Source organism: Nocardia sp. NPDC023852, assembly GCF_040639505.1.
Lineage (GTDB): Bacteria > Actinomycetota > Actinomycetes > Mycobacteriales > Mycobacteriaceae > Nocardia.
In genome coordinates this window covers 21,757-44,947 of the sequence record NZ_JBFAAB010000023.1, presented here as the reverse complement: position 1 = coordinate 44,947, position 23,191 = coordinate 21,757, and the positions used below count along the sequence as shown (strand labels likewise).

Genomic DNA, 23,191 nt, shown 5'->3' with positions numbered 1-23,191 from the left:
CCGCGCCGTTGTGCGGGCCTGCGCTACGGTGCCGCGGCGATCGCGAGACCGACCAGCACCACCACCTTGGCGACTTCCAGGCCTATGTACCAGTAATGAGCGTGTGAGCGGGGTAGGTCTTCGCCTGCCAGGAGGCGGTCGGTGCGCCGGGACAGAGGTGGTCGCACTGCCATTACCTGGACGGCCAGGACTGCGACGGCGACGGCGAGCCAGAGCCGACTCGCCGTGCCAGGCCCTACGATCAACGCGGCGACCACCAGCAGCACGGCAAGCACGGACTCGGCGACGTTCAGTGCGCGAAACACCAAGCGGCCGATACCGAGGCCGAGGGGCAGAGTAACGCCGGGCGCACGAAACTTCAGCGGCGCTTCCAGGAACGAGATGGCCAGCACCATACCGAGCCACAGCATGGGCAGAAACCACAGGATGTGTTGCGCGACCGTATCCATATCGCGGACCCTACCGAGGCGTCGGGACCACGCGGAAGTGCCGAGAGGCCCCGCCGCACACTCGCGGAACCCAACTCGGACGCGCGACTGCGCGCCCGAACATTCAGAGCTTGATCAGCGTCCTGCTGTACTGCGGGATCAGCCGGATCTTTCCCGCGGTGCCGAAATCTATGGTCACGGTGGCCAGCGGCCCGAAGCCCTCGGCGGCAATCACGCGGCCGAGACCGTACTTGTCGTCGCTGACCCGATCGCCTACCGCGAGCACCAGAGTGGTGTTGTTTCGTGTCGAGCCGCCGGGTGCGGGCCTGCGCGGGCCACGGTCACGCACCCCGGGACGCGGCTCGGACCATCCGTCGCCACGAGTCCAGTCCCGCTCCAACCCGTCATCGTCGCCACCGCGCCGCCGAATACCCCTGGACGCGGACGACCCGGCGGGCTCCAGCCGCCGCCAGTCGAGGAGATGTCCCGGAATTTCTTGCAGAAAGCGCGATTCCGGATTGGAGACCGGCTGCCCCCAGCCGGAACGGACCACCGCGCGGGTGAGATACAAGCGCTGCCTTGCCCTGGTGATGCCGACGTAGGCGAGGCGACGTTCCTCGGCCAGCTCGGTCGGGTCGCCTAGCGCACGCATGTGTGGGAACTGCCCGTCCTCCCACCCGGTCACGAATACCACGGGAAACTCCAGCCCCTTGGCCGTGTGCAATGTCATCATCGTGACGACGCCGGAGCCTTCGTCCGGAATCTGGTCGGTGTCGGCAACCAGTGACACCCGTTCCAGGAACGCGGCGAGCGAACCGGGGTCCGGCTCGCCCTCGCCTACCTCCGGCAGCAGACCTTCCTGCCGGGCAGCCTCCGCGTTGTTGTATGCCTCGGAGCTGAATTCCCTTGCGACGCTGACCAATTCGTTGAGGTTGTCCAGCCGGGCGCCGTCCTGCGGGTCGTCCGAGGCCTCCAGCTCGGCACGGTAGCCGGTGCGCTCCAGCACCGCCTCGACGATATTGCCGACGTCCGGGAAGTCGGATTCGACGCGTTCGCCCGCTGCCCGAATCTCGTCGAGCAGGTCCAGGAAGCCCATGATGGCGCGCTGCGCACGCGTGTTCAGCAGCGCCACCTTGCCGTTGGCGGCATCGCGCAGGGCGGCGGCGAAACCGATCCCGCGCTGGTCGGCGTGCACCGCGACGCAGGCTTCGGCCCGATCACCGATACCGCGGCGGGGGGTGTTCAAGATGCGGCGCATGCTCACCGCGTCGTCCGGGTTCTCCAGCACCCGCAGGTAGGCGACGATATCGCGCACCTCCTTGCGCTCGTAGAAGCGGACGCCGCCGACCACTTTGTACGGCAGCCCCATCCGGATGAAGATCTCTTCCAGCGCACGGGAATTATTGTTCGTGCGATAGAACACCGCGACGTCGCCGTAGTTGGCGTCGCCTTGGTCGACCAGCCGGTCGATCTCGCGCGCCACGAACGACGCCTCGTCGTGCTCGTTGTCGGCGACGTAGCCGGTGATCAGGTCACCCTCGCCGGAATCGGTCCACAGCTTCTTGTCTCGCCGGTTCTCGTTGCGTGCGATCACCGCGTTGGCGGCGGACAGAATGTGCTGGGTGGAGCGGTAGTTCTGTTCAAGCAGAATGGTTTCCGCGTCGGGGAAGTCCCGCTCGAACTCCTCGATGTTACGGATGGTTGCCCCGCGGAAGGCGTAGATCGACTGGTCGGCGTCGCCGACAACGCACAGTTCGCTGGGCGGTACCCGGTCCTCGCCCTCGTCCGCCAGATGATGCCCCACCAGCTCGCGTATCAGGACGTACTGCGCGTGGTTGGTGTCCTGATACTCGTCCACCAGCACATGCCGGAACCGGCGGCGGTAATACTCGGCGACCTGCGGATGGTTCTGCAGCAGGGCCACCGTCTCGCCGATCAGGTCGTCGAAGTCCATGGCGTTCGCCGTGCGCAGCCGACGCTGATACTCGGTATAGACCCTGGCCACCAAGCTGGGCAGTTCCGCATCGTCCGACTCGGCGTCCGTTGTGGCCCGGACCGGGCCGACGAGTTCGTTCTTCAGATTCGAGATCGCGGTCGCCAATAGCCGCGCCGAATACTTCTTGGTGTCGATATCCAGGTCGCGGCTGATCATGGTGAGCAGCCGCCGTGAATCGTCGGCATCGTAGATGGAGAAATTCGAATTCAAGCCGGGCAGGAGCGCGGCCTGCGTACGCAGGATGCGAACACAGCTGGAGTGGAAGGTGGACACCCACATGTTGTTCGCGCGCGGGCCGACCAATCCGATCACGCGCTCCCGCATCTCCGCGGCGGCCTTGTTGGTGAAGGTGATGGCGAGCACCTGACCAGGGGTCACCCCGCGGGTGGCGAGCAGGTAGGCGATGCGACGGGTGAGCACGGCCGTCTTGCCCGATCCCGCGCCTGCCACGATCAGCAGGGGCGATCCGGTGTGCACGACCGCCGCGCGTTGCTGCGGGTTGAGCCCGTCGAGAAGTCGTTCAGCCTCCTCGGCACGGCGCTCCTCCCGCTCGATGCGCTGCTGTTCGCGCTCGGAGTCCGCCGGCGGCGGCTCGGGGACCGCGGCGCGCCACACTCCCTCCTCGGCGTTTCCGCCGACGATCTGCGGATTCGAAGTCGGATCCGGGTGCCCGACCCGACCGGCATGCGTTGTGGGAGCCACCGTGATGTCCATCGTCCATCCACGCTACCGGCGGGCACCGACAGACATGAAGCCCCGGGTTCGATGTCCTCCGGAGTGAACGAGCCGAGCTCCCACTGCTGGGAAGCGCGAGTGAACCGACCAGGGCATATCAGGAAGCTCACAAACACAATCGTTTTGCAGACCTTCCACCCCGTGGCAGACTGGCCGAATGTTCTGCCCCCTCCCGATACATCCCGTCCGGCCACCCGCCGGAGAATCGTGATCGCGGAGCCTGTACCTGAGCACGCCTTGGTGGGGGGGCAATACAAGGTCCCACCAGGTCTGTTTCACGGTGAAAGAACTGATCGGTAACAAGCCGAGCGCGCGCACCGATCGATGTTCTGACACGAGGAGATGAATGATGAGCACCCCCGCCACGAGGACCGGATCGGAATCCGCATTACCGCGGACCGAGGCCGAGATCGACAAACTCCGCAAGGAGATCGACCGCCTCGATGCCGAGATCCTCGCCGCCATCAAGCGCCGCACGGAGATCTCCCGGATCATCGGCCGGACTCGGATGGCGTCCGGCGGGACGCGCCTCGTGCACAGCCGGGAAATGAAGGTGCTGGAGCGCTTCAGTGAACTCGGCCAGGAAGGCCACACCCTCGCGATGTTGCTGCTTCGTCTCGGACGCGGCCGCCTCGGCCACTGATCGCGGGAACCTGTTCTCAGCTGTCGAGCACGGCTCATAGAACCACGCGGCGATCGTATGGCCGTCGCATCCCCGAGGCCGCCCCGAGTGCGCGGGACCCCCGGGGCAGTCGTTACCGAGGACCGGAGCTGAGCTACCGCCAGGGCGGTTGCGAGCCGTTCGGCTGCATTATGGCGGCTGCGCTCAAGTGAGGGCGATGTACTTGGTGGACAGATACTCCTCGATGCCCTCGGTTCCGCCCTCCCGGCCGAAGCCGGACTCCTTGACACCGCCGAAGGGGGCGGCGGGGTCGGAGATGACACCGCGGTTGACGCCTACCATGCCGGATTCCAGGCCCTCGGCGATTCGGAAGGCGCGGTCGAGGTCGCGGGTGTAGACGTAACTGACCAGACCGAACTCTGTGTCGTTCGCGGCAGCGAGACCCTCCTCCTCGGTCTCGAAACCGACGATCGGGGCAACCGGGCCGAATACCTCCTCGCGCAGGATCCTGGCCTGCGCCGGAACGTCGCTGAGGATGGTCGCCGGGTAGAACCAGCCGGGTCCGCCGGGCGCCTTGCCGCCGATGCGCACCCGTGCGCCTGCCGCGACGGCGTCGTCGACCAGCTCACTGACCGTATTGAGCTGGTCCTCGTTGATCAGCGGGCCGAGCGTCGTGTCCGGGTCGGAGCCAGGCCCGAGGGTCACGCTGCTGGACATCGCCTCGACGAACTTGGTGGTGAACTCCCCGAGGACACCGTTCTGCACATGAAAACGGTTGGCCGCTGTACACGCCTCGCCGCCGTTTCGTAGTTTCGCCAGCATCGCGCCCTGCACGGCGGCGTCGACGTCGGCGTCGTCGAACACCACGAACGGAGCGTTGCCGCCGAGCTCCATCGAGGTGCGCAGCAGTCCGTTCGCCGATTTCTCCACCAGTTTCTTGCCGACCTCGGTGGAGCCGGTGAAAGTCAGTTTGCGCAGCCGGGGATCGTCCAGCAGCGGCTGGGTGACCGCGCCCGACCGGCTGGATGTGATCACCGACAGCACGCCGTCGGGGAGACCGGCCTCATCGCACAGCTTCGCCAGCAGCAGCATGGTCAGGGGCGTGGCCGACGCGGGCTTGACGATCATCGTGCAGCCCGCGGCGAGCGCGGGGCCGATCTTGCGCGTCCCCATGGCCAGCGGGAAGTTCCAGGGTGTGATCGCCAGGCAGGGGCCCACCGGCTGCTTGTGCACCACGATGCGGCCGCTGCCGGACGGCGCGTGCAGGTAGCGCCCGTGCACACGCACCGCCTCCTCGCTGAACCACCGGAAGAACTCGGCGCCGTAGCGCACCTCGTTGCGGCTCTCCGGCAGCGCCTTGCCCATCTCCAGGGTCATCAGCAGTGCGAACTCCTCCGCGCGCGCGGTGATCCGCTCGAACACCTTCCGTAGGATCTCCGCCCGCTCCCGCGCGGGCGTGGCCGCCCACTCGGCCTGGACCGCGACGGCCGCGTCCAGCGCGCGCACGGCGTCCTCTGGTGTCGCGTCCGCGACCTGGGCCAGCACCTCCCCGGTCGCCGGATTGTGCACCGGGAAGGTGCCTGCGCCGGTGGCGTCGACGGGCCCGCCGATCCACAGTCGCGTCGGTACGGATTCGAGAACTTCACGTTCGGACACCATGAGGCCAGACTATGCCGCTCCGCCGAGGCCCACCGTTGATCGCACGGTCGGCGCCCGAATCTCGGCGCGCCCGGGATTCGTTGGCTCCTCGGCTTCGCACGGCACGGCGTCCAACAGCACGGCAGCACACAGCGTCGCGCTCATTGCCGCCTGCTCAGCGGACATTCCCGTGCGCACAGCGAAGCCTGCTTGTAACCTCGGCGGACGTGAGCAGCGACATCACCGCGACGGCGGCATGGCGGAAACTGCACGATCACCACGGTGCCGTCGCGGGACGACACCTCAGGGAGTTCTTCGCCGACGATCCCGCCCGTGGAAGCGAGCTGACCGTCCAGGTGGGGGACCTGCACATCGACTACAGCAAGCACAGGGTGACCAGGGAGACCTTGCAACTGCTCGTCGAATTGGCGCGCGAGGCGGGCGTACCCGAGCGCAGGGACGCGATGTACCGCGGCGACCACATCAACACCTCCGAGAACCGAGCGGTCGGACATGTCGCGCTGCGGCTGCCGGAAGGCGAGACCGTGACCGTCGACGGCGCCGACGCGGGCGCCGAGGTGCACGACGTACTGCGGCGGATGAATGATTTCACCGATGCGCTGCGCTCCGGCGAGTGGCGGGGCGCGACCGGCGAGCGCATCGCGACGGTGGTCAACATCGGCATCGGCGGTTCGGATCTGGGGCCTGCGATGGTGCATCAGGCGCTGCGGCACTACGCCGACGCAGGCATCGGCGCACGGTTCGTCTCGAACGTCGACCCTGCCGACCTGGTCTCGAAGCTCGACGGGCTCGACCAGGCGTCAACGCTGTTCATCGTGGCCTCCAAGACGTTCTCCACCCTGGAGACGTTGACCAACGCGACCGCGGCCCGGCGCTGGCTGGTCGCGGCCCTCGGCGAGGACGCCGTCGCCAAACACTTCGTCGCGGTCTCCACCAACGCCGAGCGGGTGGCGGAGTTCGGCATCGACACCGCGAACATGTTCGGCTTCTGGGACTGGGTCGGCGGGCGCTACTCGGTGGACTCGGCCATCGGCCTTTCGGTGATGGCGACCATCGGCAAGGAGCGCTTCGCGGAGTTTCTCGCCGGAATGCACGTAGTGGACCGACATTTCGCGTCGGCGCCGCTGGAAGCGAACGCACCGGTGCTGCTCGGCCTGCTCGGTGTCTGGTACTCGAACTTCTTCGGCGCGGAATCCCGTGCTGTGCTGCCGTATTCGAACGACCTGGCCCGCTTCCCTGCCTACCTGCAACAGCTGACCATGGAGTCCAACGGCAAGTCGGTGCGTGCCGACGGCACCCCGGTCACCACCTCGACCGGCGAGATCTTCTGGGGCGAACCGGGAACCAACGGCCAGCACGCCTTCTATCAGTTGCTGCACCAGGGCACCCGCCTCATCCCGGCCGACTTCATCGGGTTCGCCCGTCCCACCGACGACCTGGCGACCCGGGACGGCACCGGCAGCATGCACGACATCCTGATGAGCAACCTTTTCGCGCAGACCAAGGTGCTCGCGTTCGGCAAAACCGCCGAGGAGATCACCGCGGAAGGCACCGACCCGAAGGTGGTGCCGCACAAGGTGATGCCGGGCAACCGTCCGACGACCACCATTCTCGCGCCGCAACTCACGCCGTCGGCCGTCGGGCAGCTCATCGCCCTCTACGAGCACCAGGTCTTCGTCGAAGGCACGATCTGGGGCATCGACAGCTTCGACCAGTGGGGCGTGGAACTCGGCAAGCAGCAGGCGCTCGCGCTCGCTCCGCTGCTGACCGCGGCGAACGACCCGGCGCCGCAGGACGACTCGTCTACCGACGCACTCATTCGCTGGTACCGCGCAAACCGCTGACAACGATCACCGGAGTGGCGCGGTAGCGGGTTTCGACCTTGGGCGCGCGGCGCTTCCGAGTGCGCTGGATGACGGTGCGCCTGCCGAGCGCGCCTTCGATCCGCGGCTGCGCGGGGTGGCAGAGCGGTCAGCGCTCGGCGACCGCGTAGCGCCCCGCGTGCTCGCGCAGTATCAGATCGGCGCGCGCCATTGTGGTCGCGATCAGGTCCGCGTTGCGCAGATCGCTCTCGTGCACCTTTCTTATCGCCGCCGCCTGTGTTCGGCCACCGCGAATGTGCCTACGGAGCAGGCGATCCTCGATCAGTTCCCGCGGCGCGTCCAGGTACCAACATTCGTCGAGCAGTGTCCGTACCGCCGACCACGTCCGCCCCTCGAAATCGTCCAGCAGAAGGTAGTTGCCTTCGGTGAGCACGATGGATTGCCGGTCGAACACCACACCGCCGGGTACCGGCGCATCGCTCCTCCGGTCGAACGTCGGCCAGGCGACCGGCTTGCCCAGCGGCGTGGTCCGCAACCGGCGCAGGCCCGCGAGGTATCCCGCGACGTCGAAGGTATCCGGCTCCCCTTTACGCGCAAGGCTTCCTGCCGCACGCAACATGGAGTTGGGCAAGTGATAGCCGTCCATGGGCGCGATCTCGGCGACGGCCGTCCCTGCCTCGGCATCGATCGCGTTCCGCAGTAGACCGGCCAACCTCGACTTGCCCGCCCCTGGCGGACCCGCGATCCCCACCAGATACCGTCCGCTCCCAGCCCGGCCCAATACTCGCCGGACCAGCCAGCCCAACGGTCGCTCCACGAACTCCCCGGCCACCACCGCCACCCTACCGCCCGGTCGAGTGGCACATGGACAAGCCGTTTCATGCGATACGCCGTGGCTTCGGCCACGTCGCGGTATCAACCGGCCGGCGTGATCTCTTGTGCCTGCTGGACACCTGCCTCGACGTACTTGGTCATTTCGCGCACCAAACGTGTCTTGCTGGGACGGCCGACACCGCTGGGGAACAACAGGTCATCGAGAATTCCCATTGCCATTACCAGCGCAATGGTGCAGGAGCCTGCCATTTCGAGGTCGATGTGTCCTAGGCCGCGCGCGTCGGCTTCCGTCGCGGCGAATTCGACCAGACTCCGGATACCGTCGCTCAGCAGGCCCGCCTCGCCGATCTCCGTGTTCCCGAACCGGTTCGCGGCCGCGAGCGCGAAGAGGAGGTCACGGTTCTCCAGCACGAAATCGTAGAGACCGCTGACGAATCGCGCGACCACCTCCGCATTGGAGAGCTGGGCGTCAGTGCGTTTCCAGTGGTCGAGAAAGTCTTCGATGAAGCCGCGGTACGGCTCACACACCGCCTCCTCGAACAGCGCCTCTTTGCCTCCGAAATAGCGGTAGAGAAGGGCCTCGCTGACCTCCGCGAGATGTGCGATCTCGCGCAGGCTCGTGCCGTGGTATCCCTTGCTACCGAAGAGTTTTCGAGCACTGCGAACAATCGCGCCGCGAGCTTCGCCTCGGGGGTGGCGCTGGACGGTGGCACTCACATCTCCAGTCAAGCAGACTCGTACGTCGACACTTTCGAGATGCCGCTCACAATGACCGCCGACAGCTTTCTTGACTACTATCCGTCGCACTCAGTAGTTTGTGACAGTCTCAACTACCGAGCGGTGGGCCTCCGTCACCCAATGGCGACCGCTCTTCGAACAGTCTGCGAGCCATCGGTGCCGAACGCGGAGATAGGCATTCATGGCAATCCAGCACCAGCGCGCAGGCACCATCCTCGCCCGTCGATTGCCGGCCCGGCGCGACGAGGGTACCCGGTCCGCCGAAGGGGCATTCGTGCCCAGCAGTGGGCGATCGTGAACAAGTAAGTAAAACAGCGGATCGAGGAACAGCATTGATTCTCCAGGCGCGGCCGGTTGTACGCCGAGCAGGCAGGCCACTGCACAGCGATCGTGGCCGGCTCCACGTGGCTGAGTTCGGCGCAGCGCATATGGGCGAAGCGGTCACGCAGAGCTGCGGGTTGCGGTGAAAGTTCCCTTCCACGCAGGCGCTCGATGGCTCGGTCTCCACCGAATCGTGCCGAGACCCAGATCGATTCGCGCGCGTGTTCTCGCGATCGTGCTCATCCCCAGCCTTGCCCTCGTCATCACCGGCACGACGTTCGCGGGTGTGCAAATCAGTGACGGTATCTCGGCGCGGGACTGGTCCAAGAATTTGAGCCTCCAGGTCGATCCCGCGGTCGGGCTCGCTACCGCGGCGCAGAACGAGCGAACATATAGTCTCCTGGCTATCGGCGATGACCCGCAGGGATTGGCAGACCTGCCGGCACGGCGGAACGAATCCGACGCCGCCCTGAAGAAGATCGCTGATATCGCTCCCGTGCTCGAGAAGCTCAATCCCGAGGCGACAGCAAAGTCCTCCCCCATCTTCCGGGCAATGGCCGCACAACAACAAGCGATCCGCCACGCGGTCGATATCCGGCAGGCTACGGCCGCCGAGATCGACGACTTCTACACTCAGCTCGCCGGTGTCGTCGCGATCGGACTCGAGAGCACCGCTCGTACCTCCGCCAATCCTGGCACGGTTGCCGAGGAGATTGTCGCGGCCGCCTTGATGCGGATAACCGACCTGCATACTCGCGGGTTCGGACGCGCGGCGGGAGTACTGGCGAGCGGAAGCGTTCTCAGCCCGCCCGACCGGCTGATCTATGCCCGGTCGGTTGGTGCTCTGCACAGCCAGCTCGAGGCAACGGTTCCGCAGCTGACCGCCACGGAAAAGGCAAGATACGAGAAACTTCTCGCCAGTGACGAATGGCGTTCGACGGTGGCCGCCGAGGACGTGCTGGCGCAGACCGGCAGACTTCCGATGCCGGTGGACGAGTGGCTCGCCGCGCAGAACAGAGTGAGTTCCGAGCTGCGGGGCTTGGCGAGAGATCACTTCGGCTACGCCGAGCGCGGGACGGTGGATGCCGCTGAAACACAGCTCGCGCAAGGGATCGCGGCCGCTATCGCCATGCTGGTGGTCGCTGTCGTCTCGTTCGTCATCGCCATTCAGTTGGCGCGTACGTTGGTCCGGCGGTTGCGTTCGTTGCGTGCCAAGACATTGGAGTTGGCAGACCAGGCGCTGCCCTCGATGGTGCAGCGACTGCACGACGGGCAGAAGGTCGATGTCGACGCCGAATTGGTGATCGTCGACGACGGCGTAGACGAGATCGGGCAGGTCGCGGAGGCGTTCAACACGGCACAGCGGACCGCCGTCGCCGCGGCGGCGGCCGAGGCGCGGACCCGGGGCGGAATCAACCGGGTCTTCATGGACATCGCCCGCCGCAGCCAGGTCGTGGTCCATCAGCAACTCGGCGTCCTCGATACGGCGGAGGCGAAGCAGAACGATCCCGAACATCTCGAGCTGCTGTTTCAGCTCGATCACCTGGCTACCCGAGCTCGACGCAACGCTGAGAATCTGTTGATTCTCGGCGGTGGTCAACCGGGCCGGAAGTGGCGCAAACCGGTGGCGCTCGAGGAGATCGTCCGGAGCGCGATCTCCGAAACCCGAGACTTCACCAGGGTCAGCGCGGTGCGGCTGCCCGAGGTTCGAGTGGTCGGCGCCGCGGTCGCCGACCTGGTCCACCTGCTGGCCGAGCTGATCGATAATGCGGCCTCGTTCTCACCGCCGGATTCGCCGGTGTCGGTCAGGGGAAACCTCGTCGGTAAAGGGGTGGTGGTCGAAGTCGAGGACCAAGGCCTCGGCATCCATTTCGAGGAGCGGGAGCGCCTCAACGATCTCCTGCGCGAGTCGCCCGACTTCCAGGAAATGGCCTTGGCGGGGCACCGCCATCTGGGTTTGTTCGTCATCGGGCAGTTGGCCCAGCGGCACGGCATCGCGGTGAATCTCCTGGAGTCGGCGTACGGCGGTATCAAGGCGATCGCGCTGATACCCGCCAAGCTGCTCGATAGCGTCGAGGAAGCCGGTCCGAGGACTGCCGAACACACACCGGCCGACGTCCGGTCCGGTGGCAGACATCATCGCCCGCCATTCACTCCGCAGTCCGTCGCAGACCCTGTGCCGAGGATGCCGGGGAACGATTTCCGCCAGTTGCCACCCTGGCCCGCGGAGCCGGCCGGCGTCGAGGCATTGCCGTCGACCCCACTTCCTGCTGGTGGACGTGGACCTCAATCGGTTGGCGGAGTGGATCGTCCGTCGTCGACGAACAGGCGCAAGAAGGCACCGCTGCCGCGACGGCAGCGTCAGAGCCACCTCGCACCGCAACTGCGGGTGGAGAACACCGAACCGCCGAACTCGGTGTCGCCTACCCGGATTCCGCGTCGGCGAACTCCGGACGAAGCGCGCAACGCGATGGCTTCGTTCCAACGCGGAACCCATGAGGCGCGTAACTCGGATGTCAGTCCCATAGATGGAAACGGATGGTCGAGAAATGAATGATCACACGGGCCCCGGCACCACCGCGCGCGGGCTGGATTGGCTGCTCGACGACTTGGTGAACCGATTGGCGGGAGCCGAAAAGGCAGTCGTACTGTCGGCCGACGGACTGGTCGTCGCGCGTTCGAAAGAGCTGACGAGGGAGGACGCCGAACATCTCGCCGCGATGGCGTCCGCCTTCGGCAGCTTGTCCCGTGGCGTCGGCAAACAGTTCGACAAAGGCCTTGTGCAACAAACTGTCGTGGAACTCGAATACGGCTATCTGGTGGTGACCGAAGCCGGCCAGGGCGCCTGCCTGGCGTTGCTGGCCTCGGAGCATGCTGATCTCGGAATGGTGGCCTACGAGATGAACGTGATCGTGCAGCAGGTCGGTGCCAGCCTATCGGCGACTCCGAGGGCAGCGGCGGACGCTTCGTCGGCGCGCTGACACAGCATGACATACGACGACGGCTCGTGGCTCGACGAAGACCCCGGCCCCTTGGTTCGCCCTTTCGCGGTGACCCGGGGGCGGGCCGGGCGGGATATGCACAACCTCGACATCATCACGCTGGTCGTTGCGATCCGGTCGGAGACCGAGGCAGCGACACTGGATCGGGAATACGGAGAGATTTTGCGGATGTGCCAGGGACGGCCCTTGACGATCGCCGAGATCGCGGCCGGACTGAACCTCTTGCTGGCGGCGGTCAAGGTGCTGGTCAGCGATCTGATCAGCTCGGGGCACCTGATCTTCAGATCCCCGACTCAAACCGTCGATCGTCCCGACGTACACCTGCTGCAGGCGGTGCTCGATGGTGTTCGCAACATCTGACGGTCTCGGCGTGCCCGAGATTCAGGAAGTCCAGGCAGTCAAGCTCCTGGTCGCCGGAGGGTTCGGCGTCGGCAAGACGACGATGGTTGGCTCGGTCAGCGAAATTCCGCCGCTGCGCACCGAAGAGCGACTGTCGGACATCGGTGCTGTGGTGGACGATCTGACCGGTGTCGAATCCAAGACGACGACCACGGTCGCGCTCGACTTCGGCAGAATCACACTCAACCCGCGCGTGGTGCTGTACCTGTTCGGCACGCCGGGGCAGGACCGGTTCTGGTTCATGTGGCAAGAGTTGTCGGTCGGCGTGCTCGGCGCGATTGTCCTGGCAGACACCAGGCGGATGCAGGAAAGCTTCGCCGCGGTGGACTTCTTCGAGTCTCGTGACATCCCCTTCATCGTCGGGGTGAACTGCTTCGACGGGGCAGACATCTACGACGAAGACGAGGTCCGCGGCGCCTTGGACATCGCGCCTCATGTCCCGGTGCAGTTGTGCGATGTCCGAGACCGGGATTCGGCCAAGCTCGTCCTGGTCCGTCTGGTCGAGCATCTGATGGCTCTCGCTACCGCCGACGTCGACCAAGGGAACTAAGCAGTCCATGAGTAAAGTGACCAAGACACGTGTGCTCGGGATCGCCGGGCGAATCGCGACGCATGCCATCCGGGAGCGGCTGCTGCCGGCTCGGCCGACCGCGTTGACGGAGGTTCCCCGATCGCCCGAGTTCCTCACCACCGAGTGGCTCACGCACGCACTGTGCCGTGCTGTGCCAGGCGCCGAAGTATCGAGTTTTACGCTGGGCAGCGGAAGTGATGGCTCGACCAGCCGTCGCGCCGTAACGATCGAGTACAACGCCGCAGGGTCCGCCGCAGGGCTACCTGTCGATGTGTTCACGAAGTCCACACCGACTTTCCGGTCTCGCCTGGTGACGGGTCCAACCGGTGCGGCAGCCTCGGAGGCGTTGTTCTACAACGTGATCCGCCCCGACTTGGACATCGAGGCGCCGACAGGATATTTCGCCGGTGTCGATACCAGGTCCGGCAGATCTATGTTCCTGCTCGAGGATGTGTCGAAAACCCGCGGATGCACGTTCGGGGATCCGACAACGGTGTATATCGACCGCGCGAAAGCGGAGGATATTGTCCGGCTGCTCGGCGCGGTGCACGGAACATTCTGGGAGAGCCCACGATTCGCCTCCGACCTCAGCGAAATCAAAGACGCCGAAACGTGGCAGCTGGACGTGAATCGGCTGATTCGCTTCCGCACCCGCAGCGTGGTGGGCGTCGACCGTGCCGCCGATGTCAGTCCGCCGGAATTTCTCGCGCGGCGCGACGAGCTGTGGCCCGCGTTTCTCCGCTCACTCGAGCTGCACAACCGCGGTCCGGCCACGCTGCTGCATTCGGACGTGCACTCACGTAACTGGTACATCAACGGCGACGGGCGGATGGGCCTGTACGACTGGCAGTGCATCACCAAAGGCCACTGGGGTCTCGATGTCGCGTACGCGCTGACCTCGGCACTCACCGTCGAGGATCGCCGGGCGTGGGAGAAGGACCTGCTGCGGATCTATGCCGATCAACTGGCCACGTCGGGCGGTCCGGCACTGTCGCTGGACGAGGTATGGCTCGGATATCGGCAGCAGTTGTTCCACGGGCTGTTCTTCTGGTTGTTGACGCTCGGTGTCGGCGCGCTGGAGCCTGCCATGCAGCCCGAGGCGGTATCGCGGGCAAATCTCGAGCGAATGACGCATGCGGTGATAGATCTCGAGTCGCTCGACAGTCTGTCCTGACGGCTGACTTCGCTATCGGAGCCGGTGGCGTACCTCGGCGGAGAGCTCCGCGGCACGGTCGCGTAGCGCCTCGGCGAAGGATTGGCGTAGTGCGGCGTCGCGGGGGTCGTTGCGGCGGTGCGCGATGGCTGTTCTGCGTACCGCCGCCGGGTGGTCGATGCGTAGCAGGGCGACGGTCGGAGGGAGGACCGGGACGGCGATGCCGGGGACCACGGTGATGCCGAGACCTGCCGAGACCAGTCCGATTTTGGCGAACCAGTCCCGGGCGACGAACGCGATGTCCGGCTCCCATTCGGCATCGCGCCAGGCGCCGAGCAGAGTGGAGTCTGGCTCCTGGCTCCCGGCGATCCACCGTTGGTCGCGCAGCATCTCGGGTGTGGCGCGGGTGGCGCCCGCGAGGGGGTGCGTGGGCGCGAGCGCGACGAGCAGCGGATCATCCAGCAGTATTTCGATTTCGACGCCGGCCTGCGAGGCATCGGGGTCGGTCACCACCGCCAGATCGAGTCGCTGCCGCGCGACGGCGGTGAGCAGGCGGGGACTCACCCCTTCCCGCAGCGCTATCCGCGCGGGTTGGTCCCGGGCTGCCACCTCGGCAATGGCCCGCGGCACAAGGGCGGCCATCGCGGTGGAGAACGCGCCGACGCGCAGCCGGCCCGGTGGGCGTGCGGCGAGATGGCGGATATCGAGCCGTGCGTTGTCCAGCTCGCCGAGCACAACCTCCGCATGGCGCAGCACGATGCGCCCCGCTTCGGTGGGCCGCACACCGCGAGCGTGGCGCTCGAACAATGCTCGCCCGGCCGCTTGCTCCATCAACGCGATCTGCCGGGAGACCGCGGACTGTGTGTAGCCGAGGTTCTCGGCCGCGGTCGAGAACGATCCGCAGGCGGCCGCCTCCCGGACCACGCGCAGGCCGACGACGGTGAAGTCACTCATGCGGTTTACTCATATCAAACATGCAAGGCTTTCGCTTCTCGCATGGGTGTCACGGCGCTAGCGTCGTCGGCGTGAGTGCGATCGAGAACAAGAACCTGCTCGAGGGCATCTTCGAACAGATGTCCCACGGCAATACCCGCGCCATGAGCGACGCGATGGCCGACGACTTCCGCTGGGTGTTTCCCGGCAACTGGTCGTGGACCGGCGTATGGGAACCGAAAACTATTGTGTTACAGCAACTCCTGCGACCTCTCATGGCGCAGTTCACCGAATACCGCACTGCGGCCGAGATGATCGTCGCGGAGGGCGACCGGGTGGTCGTGCAGGCGCGCGGCTACGGCGTGACCACCCGCGGCGAAACCTACGACCAGACCTACTGTTTCGTCTTCCGCGTCGCCGACGGCCGGCTGAAAGAAGTGGTCGAGCACTGCGACACCGCGCTGGTCGAACGAGTGCTCGATCCGCTGACCGCCTGAGCGACCGCCCCGGGTCAGGCGAACGCTCGATGGCGCACACTCACTCGGCCCGCCGGAGCGACCGGTCGGATCAGACGAACGCGCGCTCGATGATGGCGCCGGTGTCCACCCCGGTGGGCAGCGTGCCGAACGCGATGCCCCAATCGTCGCCGAGCCGAGTGGCGCAGAAGGCGTCGGCGACGGCCGGGTGGCCGTGCCGGACCAGCTGCGCGCCCTGCAGCACCAGCGCCATCAGCTCGACGACGCGCCGTGCGCGGTATTCGATGTCGCTCAGGTCGGACAGTTCCTTGCCGATCCGGGCGATCGCGTCGTCCAGACGCGGATGCTCGCCCTTCGCGAGCGACACCTCGTTGAAGTACGCCTCGACGGTCTCCGGCTGACGGCCCATGGCGCGCAGGGCATCCAGCGCCGCGACGTTGCCGGAACCTTCCCAAATAGACATCAGCGGCGCCTCGCGGTACAGCCGCGGCATCCCGGATTCCTCGGTATATCCGTTGCCGCCGAAGCATTCCAGCGCCTCGGCGGCGTGCGCGGGCGCCCGCTTGCACACCCAATATTTGGTAACCGCCAAGGCGATTCGCCGCAGCGCTGCCTCGGCCGGATCCTGTGTGGCCCGGTCGGTAGACCCGGCCAGCCGCATCATCACCGTGGTCGCGGCGTCCGATTCGATCACCAGGTCGGCCAGAACGTTGCGCATGGCGGGCTGGTCGACCAGCTTGGCGCCGAACGCTTCCCGGTGCCTGGCATGGTGCACGGCGTACACGGCGCCGGCCCGCATGCCGGTCGCCGAGCCGATCACACAGTCCAGCCTGGTCATGTTCACCATCTCGATGATGGTCTTGACACCGGCGCCCTCCACGCCGACCAGCCAGCCGGTGGCGTTCTCGTACTCGATCTCCGAGGAGGCGTTGGACTTGTTGCCGAGCTTGTCCTTGAGCCGCTGGATCCGGAGGGGATTGCGAGTGCCGTCCGGCAGCACCCGGGGCAGCAGGAAACAGGACAGGCCGCCTGGCGCCTGCGCCAGCGTGAGGAACATGTCGGACATGGGCGCGGAGGTGAACCACTTGTGCCCGACGATGCGGTACGTCCCGTCCGGCCGCGGGGTCGCGGTGGTGGTGTTGGCCCGGACGTCCGATCCGCCCTGCTTCTCGGTCATCGACATGCCGGCGATGAGCCCGGCTTTGGTGGACGGCTCACGCAGGCCGAACTCGTAGATCCGGGAGCCGAGCAGCGGTTCGTATTTCGCCGCGAGCTCCGGGTTGTGCCGCAGCGCGGGCACCACCGCGTAGGTCATCGAGATCGGGCACATGTGGCCCGGGTCGGCGACGCCCCAGGTGTAGAACTTCGCCGCTCGGGCGGCATGCGCGCCCGGCCGGTCGTCCAGCCAGGGTGAACCGTGCAGACCGTGCTCGACGGCGACTCGCATCAGGTTGTGCCAGTGCGGATGGAACTCGACCTCGTCGATTCGGTGGCCGTAGCGGTCGTGGGTGCGCAGCACCGGCGGGTACTCGTTGGCCAGCCTGCCCCATTCCTGCGCCTCGGCGCCCCCCGCGAGCACGCCGAGTTCCCGGACCTCCGGTTCGGCCCAGCCCGCACCTTCCCGGTGCAATCCCTCGATCAGCGCCGGGTTCCGCGAGACGTCGAAGGGAACGATGTCGGGCACCTGGTTGAAGACTTCATGCGTCTGCATCTGCCACTCCTGATTCCAGCCGAGCGCCGTCGGCGCCCGGGTCGGCGCGCACACCCAGCGCGCGTATCGCGAAAGCGATGAGTTCCGGAACGACGGATTCCCCGTGCGGTGCGTCGGCCAGCGGACCGACCAGCACCTCGCCGATCGCGCCGACCAAGGCGGCCGCGCTGATCCTCGGGTCCTGGGGCGGCAATTCGCCTTGCGAAACTCCGTCAGCCACAGCGGATTCGAATGCCTCGGCGAATGCGTGCCGGAAGGACAGCCGTTCGCTGTCGACGACGGCGTCGACCGGCTCGGCGAGCAGCACGTAGGCCAGCTTCGGATTTTTCAACGCACGACCGGCGAAGGTCTCCACCGCCGCGGTCACCCGTTCGACGGCCGTTCCGCGCGCACCCACCTCGGCTACCGCGGCGACCTCACCGCCGACCACCTTGCGGAAGACCGCGCTCACCAGATCGGCCTTGCTATCGAAGTTCTTGTAGACCGTCCCAGTGGCCACGCCGGCTTCGGCCGCGACCGCAGCCATGGAGAGCGCCGCGTACCCGCCCCGGGACAGCACCATTGTCGCGGCGTGCACGATCAGGCCCGCCTGCGCGTCCAGGCGTGCCTGTACGGCAGGGGTTCTGCGGTAGGCCACACAAGAAGTGAACCACTGATTCACTTCTTCACACAAGGGCGCTTTTACGACGTATGGTCGAACACGTGATCATGATTCGTAGCGCGCACACTCCGTCGTTCACGGCAGATTTGGCGCATCGAATCCGTGACACACTAAGGTGCTATCGTGTCAAACATGCGTTCGAAGGTGGTGAAGCGGGCCTACAAATACCGCTTCTATCCCACCGGCGCGCAGTGCGAGCAGCTCGCCCGCACCTTCGGCTGCGTCCGCTACGTGTACAACCGGGCACTGGCGGAGCGTTCGCGGGCGTGGACGCAGGAACATCGCAGGATCAGCTACGCCGAATCCGACAAAATGCTCACGCAGTGGAAACGCGACCTCAAAACCCATTGGCTTACCGAGCCGTCCAAAGGGCCACTGCAAGCGGCGCTGCGAAACCTGCAAAGCGCCTACGACAAGTTCTGGCGCAAGCAGACCGGTTACCCCCAGTTCAAGAGGAAAGGCCGCTCCAAGGAGTCGGCGACCTACTTCTCGAACTGCTTCACCTACCGCGACGGGCAGATCAGACTCGCCAAACAATCCGAGCCGCTGGACATCCGCTGGTCTCGGCCGCTGCCCGATGGTGCCTCACCTTCGCAGGTCACAGTGTCGAAGGACGCACGTGGCCGTTACCATATTTCGATCCTGGTCGAGGATACGATCATCGAGCACGCACCGACCGACAGTGCTATCGGCGTGGACGCGGGAATCACGAACCTCTACACGTTCTCCAGTGGGGAGAAGGTGTCGAATCCGCGGCACGAGAAACGCGACCGGGAGCGACTCGCGAAGGCCCAGCGTGCCCTATCCAGGAAGCAGAAGGGCTCGCGGAACCGGGCGAAAGCCAGACTCGGGGTCGCGAGGATCCATGCCAGGATCGCCGACCGGCGCCGGGACCATTTACACAAGCTCTCGACTCGGTTGGTGCGCGAAAACCAAGTGATCGCCATCGAGGACTTGAGTGTGCGGAACATGGTCCGCAATCGGTCGTTGGCTCGGGCCATCTCCGACGCGAGCTGGTCGCAGTTCCGGTCGATGCTCGAGTACAAGGCAGACTGGTACGGCAGGACCGTCGTTGCTGTCGACCGGTTCTATCCGTCGTCGAAGACGTGCTCGACGTGCGGGCGCATCAATACGGCAATGTCGCTTCACGTGCGCGAGTGGACATGCCCTTGCGGGGCATTCCACGACCGAGACGTGAACGCGGCAAAGAACATCGAAGCCGCCGGGCTGGCGGTTCTTGCCTGCGGAGATGGTGTGAGACCGCCCCGCAGCTGATGCTGGGAGGCAACCGTTGATGAACCAGGAAACCCCCGCCCGCGAGGGTGGGAATCTCCGCCCTTCAGCTTCAGGGCAGAGAGAAGTCAACGTACTGATTCAGCGCAACGGGCCCGTCACCACCGTGATCCTGCATCGTCCCGAGGCGCGCAACGCGGTCGACGGACCGACCGCTGCCGCACTGGCCGACGCCTTCCGTGCGTTCGACACCGACCCCGACGCGGCCGTCGCCGTACTGTGGGGCGACGGCGGTACCTTCTGCGCGGGTGCCGACTTGAAGGCACTGGGCACCGAGCGCTCCAACCAGGTCACCCAGGACGGTGACGGCCCGATGGGCCCGACCCGCATGCGACTGTCCAAACCAGTGATCGCAGCGGTCTCCGGGTTCGCGGTGGCGGGCGGGCTCGAGCTCGCGCTGTGGTGCGATCTGCGCGTCGCCGAGCAGGACAGCACCTTCGGCGTGTTCTGCCGCCGGTGGGGCGTCCCGCTGATCGACGGGGGCACCGTCCGGCTGCCGCGCATCGTGGGTACCGGCCGCGCCATGGACATGGTGCTCACCGGACGTCCGGTCGGCGCCGACGAGGCGCTGCAGATGGGATTGGTGAACCGCGTGGTGCCCAGCGGCGAAGCCCGCGGTGCCGCGGAAGAACTCGCCGCCGAACTGGCCGCGCTGCCGCAGGCCTGCCTGCGTTCGGATCGCTTGTCGCTGCTCGAGCAGGACGGGATGGGCGAGGAGACAGCACTGCGCAACGAGTTCCGGCACGGCCTGACAGCGCTGGCCGACGGCGCGCTGGAGGGTGCACAGCGGTTCGCGGACGGTGCGGGCCGGCACGGCGGTCGCGCCTGAGACCGATGGGCCGCCTGAGCGTCGTCGACGAGATATTTCTCCGCACCCACCGCGGGCTGGGCACCCCGGTCGCCCTGCAGGGCCTGTGGCGCACGGCCGACCGGGTGGATCCGGCACTGCTGGCACGGGTCCACGACGCCTTGCGCTCGGGACCGCTGGGACGCAGGGTGATCCGGCCGCGCGTCGCGGGAGCTCGACGCTCCTGGCGACCGAACGTCCGCGCGCATCCGATCGCTCGCGCCGATGGCGTCCTTTCGGTCGCGGAACTACTCGACTGGGCCGACTCACAGGGAGCCGAGCTCGATCCGGAATACGGTCCCGGATGGCGGCTTTCGACGGCCACGTTGGACGACGGCGGTTCGATCGTCTCCCTTGCGTGCTCCCATGCGCTGGCCGATGGACGGGCACTCGCGCTCGCCGTGGACGACGCGCTGGGCGGCGCTCGTGTTCAACGGCCGCATCCCGCTGTGCCGGACTCGGATTGGTCCGACGCACAACGCCAGTGGTCGATCGTTGTGCGCGGCACTGCCTCGGCGCTGCGTCACGGGATACCGGGCAGGCCCGCCGCCGAGACCCGGGACGAGGAGCCGTGCACTATCGGCGGGGCGACGACGCACAGTGCGATCCTGCAATGCTCCGCCGCCGAGTGGGATCGCGCCGCCGCGACGAGCGGCGGCACGGCCAACAGCCTGTTCATCCATCTTGTCGCGACCATGCTGTGGGACAGCGGGTTTCCGAACGAGACGATCGAAGCCAGCCTGCCCGTCGACACCCGCGACGAACCCAGTGTCGACAACGACCTCGCCATGACGCAGATCGCGATCGGACGAGCCGACACGCCCGCGACGATCCGCACACTGGCTCGTTCGGCCTACGAGCGCCGTATGTCCGCGCCGGGCGGCATGCCCGAGGAACTGCTCCAGGTGCTCCCCGACCGCTGGGCCTACGCACTGTCCAAGGGCGCGGGCGAACGAGACATCCTGTGCTCGAACATCGGAACACTGCCCGCCTCCTTGCGCACGCTCGGCGCGCACCGCTGCACCGGGGTCGCCGCCCGCGCCATCCACCCCCGCCTGACCGCCACGCAGCTGCCGCGCACCCGCCTCTCGGGTTACCTGTGCCGCATCGGCGACGACTACGTGCTGAGCCTGGTGAGCCTCGACCCGGCACGTATCGAATCCGCCGCCGCGCTGGGCGAGCTGGCTCTTCGGACGGCGGCGTCGGCCGGGCTGCGGACACGTGCGTGGTGAGTTCGTCGACTGCGTTCTGGTATGAAATCAGGCGGTTTGCCCGCCGGTCTAGAAAAAACGGTGCGACGCCTACGACGACCGCAGGCGCGGCGCGTCGGCCGACGCGCCGCGCGTGCACGATCACCACCCTGAGCTGCACCGGACGGTAGAGTTCGGAGCCGGACACGCCGAAGAGAATCCTCGACGATCGCTGGTGTGTGAGTCCGTTTGCGTATGAAGTTCGGTTTCGATCGCTACTCGACTGGAGCATGATGAACCGCAAGCATTCGCGTACTCTGGCCGCGCTCACCGCGGTGATGGCGGCCGCCATCGGCGCTGCGGGTGTCGATACCGCGGCCGACGCGGAGCCCGGGGAGGTCAGCTCCGGCGGATTGCACGTCATCGCGTCGGTGGATGAGAATCATGTCGTGTCTACCGGCGGCAATCTCGCATTGGGAGTGCCGTTCGCGCACGCGGCCAAAGTATCCGGGAATTTCTCCGCCGTCTTCGACGGAACCTCATCGCTGCGTAGTGGGCAGATTGTCGCCGGATATCTGGTCGGGTGCGCGGTGGACATATCCGACGGTATCGAGATATCGATCGCCGCGGTCGGCGGAGGCGAAGTCGCTGTCACGCCCGGAGCCGCCCTCACGATAGACACAGAGGGTGCGGCCGCACTGACCGTCGGTTCGGAGGTCACTTTCGCCGGCAACGGGGAGCTCGGTGGCGAGTTCTCGTTCAATCTGGCACCGGGCAGTGTGACCGCGGTTGCGATCGCCGAGGCGGAGCTCGACCAGGAGTCGACGTTCCCGTACACCTTCGCGCACAGCAATACCGCTCTCAATATCAACGGATGCCTCTCCCCGGCTTCGGCAATGCCATTCATCACCGTCCGGGCCAACGCCAGGAACGGTGTTGCGCAAACGACCGGCTATGGCGACCAATTCGTGTTCTGACCGGCGCACTCGCGTGACATCGAATCCGTGCGGACACCGCCGGGGGCGCGTGAGAAAAACCGAGCCTCGTCCCGAACTGCGCGAGCGCCGCGCGGAACTCCCGACTCCCGGGCTTCCCGCTGTCAGTGGATTGGGACCACACTCGATGCGAGCCGCTGAAGCACATCCTCCGGGACGGCGACGTCGGACGCGAGATCGTCGGAGTCGATCGGCGGGTCCCACACCTGGCGCACCGGAAGCACACCGGCCCAGACGCCACCCACCTCGATATCGGCCGCGTCGTCCTTGGGGCCGCCCGTGCGGATCTTCACCGACGCCTCGGTGAGATCGAGGGCGAGCACGATCGTCGCGGCGAGTTCCTTCTTGGTCGGTGGCCGGACCCGCGACCACGCGCCGGGCGCGGCGTGTTCGACAACCATCCGCAGCCCGTGCAGCCGCTCTTCGGGATCGGTTACCTCGACGGCGCGGCCGAGCACCACCGCGCAGCGGTAGTTCATCGAGAAGTGCATGGCCGAACGCGCGTAGATGACGCCGTCGACTAGGGTCACCGCCACCGAGATGTCATTCGCGACCGCCGCGCGCAGGTTCCCGGCGCCGGTCGAACCGTGCAGGTAGAGCGTGTCGCCGTCGCGTCCATAGACGGTCGGCAGCACCACCGGCGTGCCACCGAGCAGCACACCGAGGTGGCAGATCAGCCCGGCGTCGAGCACGGCGTCCAGATCGGCCCGATCGGTCCGTGCGCGATCGGTCAACCGGGTCGGGGTGCTGCGCGGTGTCGGGGAGAGCGGAGTCCGGGAGCTGGCTGGTTCGGTCATATGCCCA

21 protein-coding genes are annotated in these 23,191 nt (G+C 66.6%); 12 read left to right on the top strand and 9 right to left on the bottom strand.

The genetic code is table 11. The features are described from left to right. Positions 1–23: 23 nt before the first annotated feature. Together AB0H00_RS25200 and pcrA are read right to left on the bottom strand one after the other, a co-directional pair. Positions 24–449 carry a hypothetical protein gene (locus AB0H00_RS25200; protein ID WP_357270751.1) on the bottom strand — a complete coding sequence of 142 codons (426 nt, stop codon included), beginning with the start codon at positions 447–449 and terminating at the stop codon, positions 24–26. 103 nt (positions 450–552) lie between these two features. Then, positions 553–3,138 carry a DNA helicase PcrA gene (gene pcrA, locus AB0H00_RS25195; RefSeq protein WP_357270748.1) on the bottom strand — a complete coding sequence of 862 codons (2,586 nt, stop codon included), beginning with the start codon at positions 3,136–3,138 and terminating at the stop codon, positions 553–555. Positions 3,139–3,508: 370 nt separating this feature from the next. On the opposite strand from pcrA, the gene AB0H00_RS25190 reads away from it, so the two are divergent. Then, entirely contained in the window at positions 3,509–3,802 is a 294-nt protein-coding gene (locus AB0H00_RS25190; protein WP_357270745.1) for a chorismate mutase, read from the top strand. Positions 3,803–3,985: 183 nt separating this feature from the next. Here AB0H00_RS25190 and AB0H00_RS25185 read toward each other — a convergent pair whose 3' ends face one another. Further along, complete coding sequence (locus tag AB0H00_RS25185; protein ID WP_357270741.1) at positions 3,986–5,440, bottom strand: NAD-dependent succinate-semialdehyde dehydrogenase; 1,455 nt, start codon at positions 5,438–5,440, stop codon at positions 3,986–3,988. A gap of 206 nt (positions 5,441–5,646) precedes the next feature. Between AB0H00_RS25185 and pgi the strand changes: the two genes are divergently transcribed. Further along, positions 5,647–7,284: a glucose-6-phosphate isomerase gene (gene pgi, locus AB0H00_RS25180; protein WP_357270738.1), complete on the top strand. Its 1,638-nt coding sequence runs from the start codon at positions 5,647–5,649 to the stop codon at positions 7,282–7,284. Between the two features lie 127 nt (positions 7,285–7,411). On the opposite strand, the gene AB0H00_RS25175 is transcribed toward pgi, so the two are convergent. Next, positions 7,412–8,095 carry a nucleoside/nucleotide kinase family protein gene (locus AB0H00_RS25175; RefSeq protein WP_357270735.1) on the bottom strand — a complete coding sequence of 228 codons (684 nt, stop codon included), beginning with the start codon at positions 8,093–8,095 and terminating at the stop codon, positions 7,412–7,414. 83 nt (positions 8,096–8,178) lie between these two features. After that, a complete protein-coding gene (locus AB0H00_RS25170) occupies positions 8,179–8,814 on the bottom strand; it encodes a TetR family transcriptional regulator (protein WP_357270732.1) in 636 nt (211 codons plus the stop codon). A gap of 577 nt (positions 8,815–9,391) precedes the next feature. On the opposite strand from AB0H00_RS25170, the gene AB0H00_RS25165 reads away from it, so the two are divergent. From AB0H00_RS25165 to AB0H00_RS25145, 5 genes are read left to right on the top strand one after another with little or no spacing between them, the layout of a single operon-like run. Next, positions 9,392–11,713 (top strand): nitrate- and nitrite sensing domain-containing protein, encoded by a 2,322-nt coding sequence (locus AB0H00_RS25165; RefSeq protein ID WP_357270729.1) that lies wholly within the window; start codon positions 9,392–9,394, stop codon positions 11,711–11,713. Beyond that, positions 11,706–12,137, top strand: coding sequence for a roadblock/LC7 domain-containing protein (locus AB0H00_RS25160; protein WP_357270726.1), 432 nt, complete (start codon positions 11,706–11,708; stop codon positions 12,135–12,137). The genes AB0H00_RS25165 and AB0H00_RS25160 overlap by 8 nt, the downstream gene beginning before the upstream one ends. Positions 12,138–12,143: 6 nt before the next feature. Further along, positions 12,144–12,518, top strand: a complete 375-nt coding sequence (locus AB0H00_RS25155; protein WP_357270723.1) for a DUF742 domain-containing protein — start codon at positions 12,144–12,146, stop codon at positions 12,516–12,518. Between the two features lie 10 nt (positions 12,519–12,528). After that, a complete protein-coding gene (locus AB0H00_RS25150; RefSeq protein ID WP_357270720.1) occupies positions 12,529–13,107 on the top strand; it encodes an ATP/GTP-binding protein in 579 nt (192 codons plus the stop codon). Positions 13,108–13,114: 7 nt separating this feature from the next. Beyond that, positions 13,115–14,302 (top strand): aminoglycoside phosphotransferase family protein, encoded by a 1,188-nt coding sequence (locus AB0H00_RS25145; protein ID WP_357270717.1) that lies wholly within the window; start codon positions 13,115–13,117, stop codon positions 14,300–14,302. Positions 14,303–14,314: 12 nt separating this feature from the next. Here the strand turns inward: AB0H00_RS25145 and AB0H00_RS25140 are convergent, their stop codons facing one another. After that, positions 14,315–15,235 (bottom strand): LysR family transcriptional regulator, encoded by a 921-nt coding sequence (locus AB0H00_RS25140; protein WP_357270714.1) that lies wholly within the window; start codon positions 15,233–15,235, stop codon positions 14,315–14,317. A gap of 71 nt (positions 15,236–15,306) precedes the next feature. On the opposite strand from AB0H00_RS25140, the gene AB0H00_RS25135 reads away from it, so the two are divergent. Further along, entirely contained in the window at positions 15,307–15,711 is a 405-nt protein-coding gene (locus tag AB0H00_RS25135) for a nuclear transport factor 2 family protein (protein WP_357270711.1), read from the top strand. 70 nt (positions 15,712–15,781) lie between these two features. Here AB0H00_RS25135 and AB0H00_RS25130 read toward each other — a convergent pair whose 3' ends face one another. Then, positions 15,782–17,401: an acyl-CoA dehydrogenase family protein gene (locus tag AB0H00_RS25130; protein WP_357270708.1), complete on the bottom strand. Its 1,620-nt coding sequence runs from the start codon at positions 17,399–17,401 to the stop codon at positions 15,782–15,784. Next, positions 17,388–18,038 (bottom strand): TetR/AcrR family transcriptional regulator, encoded by a 651-nt coding sequence (locus AB0H00_RS25125; protein ID WP_357270704.1) that lies wholly within the window; start codon positions 18,036–18,038, stop codon positions 17,388–17,390. The genes AB0H00_RS25130 and AB0H00_RS25125 overlap by 14 nt, the downstream gene beginning before the upstream one ends. A 156-nt stretch (positions 18,039–18,194) precedes the next feature. Here AB0H00_RS25125 and AB0H00_RS25120 point away from each other — a divergent pair, with 156 nt between their 5' ends. The 4 genes from AB0H00_RS25120 (at position 18,195) to AB0H00_RS25105 (ending at position 22,369) form a co-directional block, all read left to right on the top strand. Further along, the gene (locus tag AB0H00_RS25120) at positions 18,195–19,337 is read left to right on the top strand and encodes an RNA-guided endonuclease TnpB family protein (RefSeq protein ID WP_357270702.1); all 1,143 of its coding nucleotides are present in this window, start codon (positions 18,195–18,197) and stop codon (positions 19,335–19,337) included. Between the two features lie 19 nt (positions 19,338–19,356). Then, complete coding sequence (locus AB0H00_RS25115) at positions 19,357–20,184, top strand: crotonase/enoyl-CoA hydratase family protein (protein WP_357270699.1); 828 nt, start codon at positions 19,357–19,359, stop codon at positions 20,182–20,184. A gap of 5 nt (positions 20,185–20,189) precedes the next feature. Then, positions 20,190–21,434 (top strand): hypothetical protein, encoded by a 1,245-nt coding sequence (locus AB0H00_RS25110; protein WP_357270696.1) that lies wholly within the window; start codon positions 20,190–20,192, stop codon positions 21,432–21,434. Between the two features lie 248 nt (positions 21,435–21,682). After that, the gene (locus tag AB0H00_RS25105) at positions 21,683–22,369 is read left to right on the top strand and encodes an MspA family porin (RefSeq protein WP_357270693.1); all 687 of its coding nucleotides are present in this window, start codon (positions 21,683–21,685) and stop codon (positions 22,367–22,369) included. Between the two features lie 122 nt (positions 22,370–22,491). Here the strand turns inward: AB0H00_RS25105 and AB0H00_RS25100 are convergent, their stop codons facing one another. Further along, entirely contained in the window at positions 22,492–23,184 is a 693-nt protein-coding gene (locus tag AB0H00_RS25100) for a pyridoxamine 5'-phosphate oxidase family protein (protein ID WP_357270690.1), read from the bottom strand. Between the last annotated feature and the right edge of the window lie 7 nt (positions 23,185–23,191).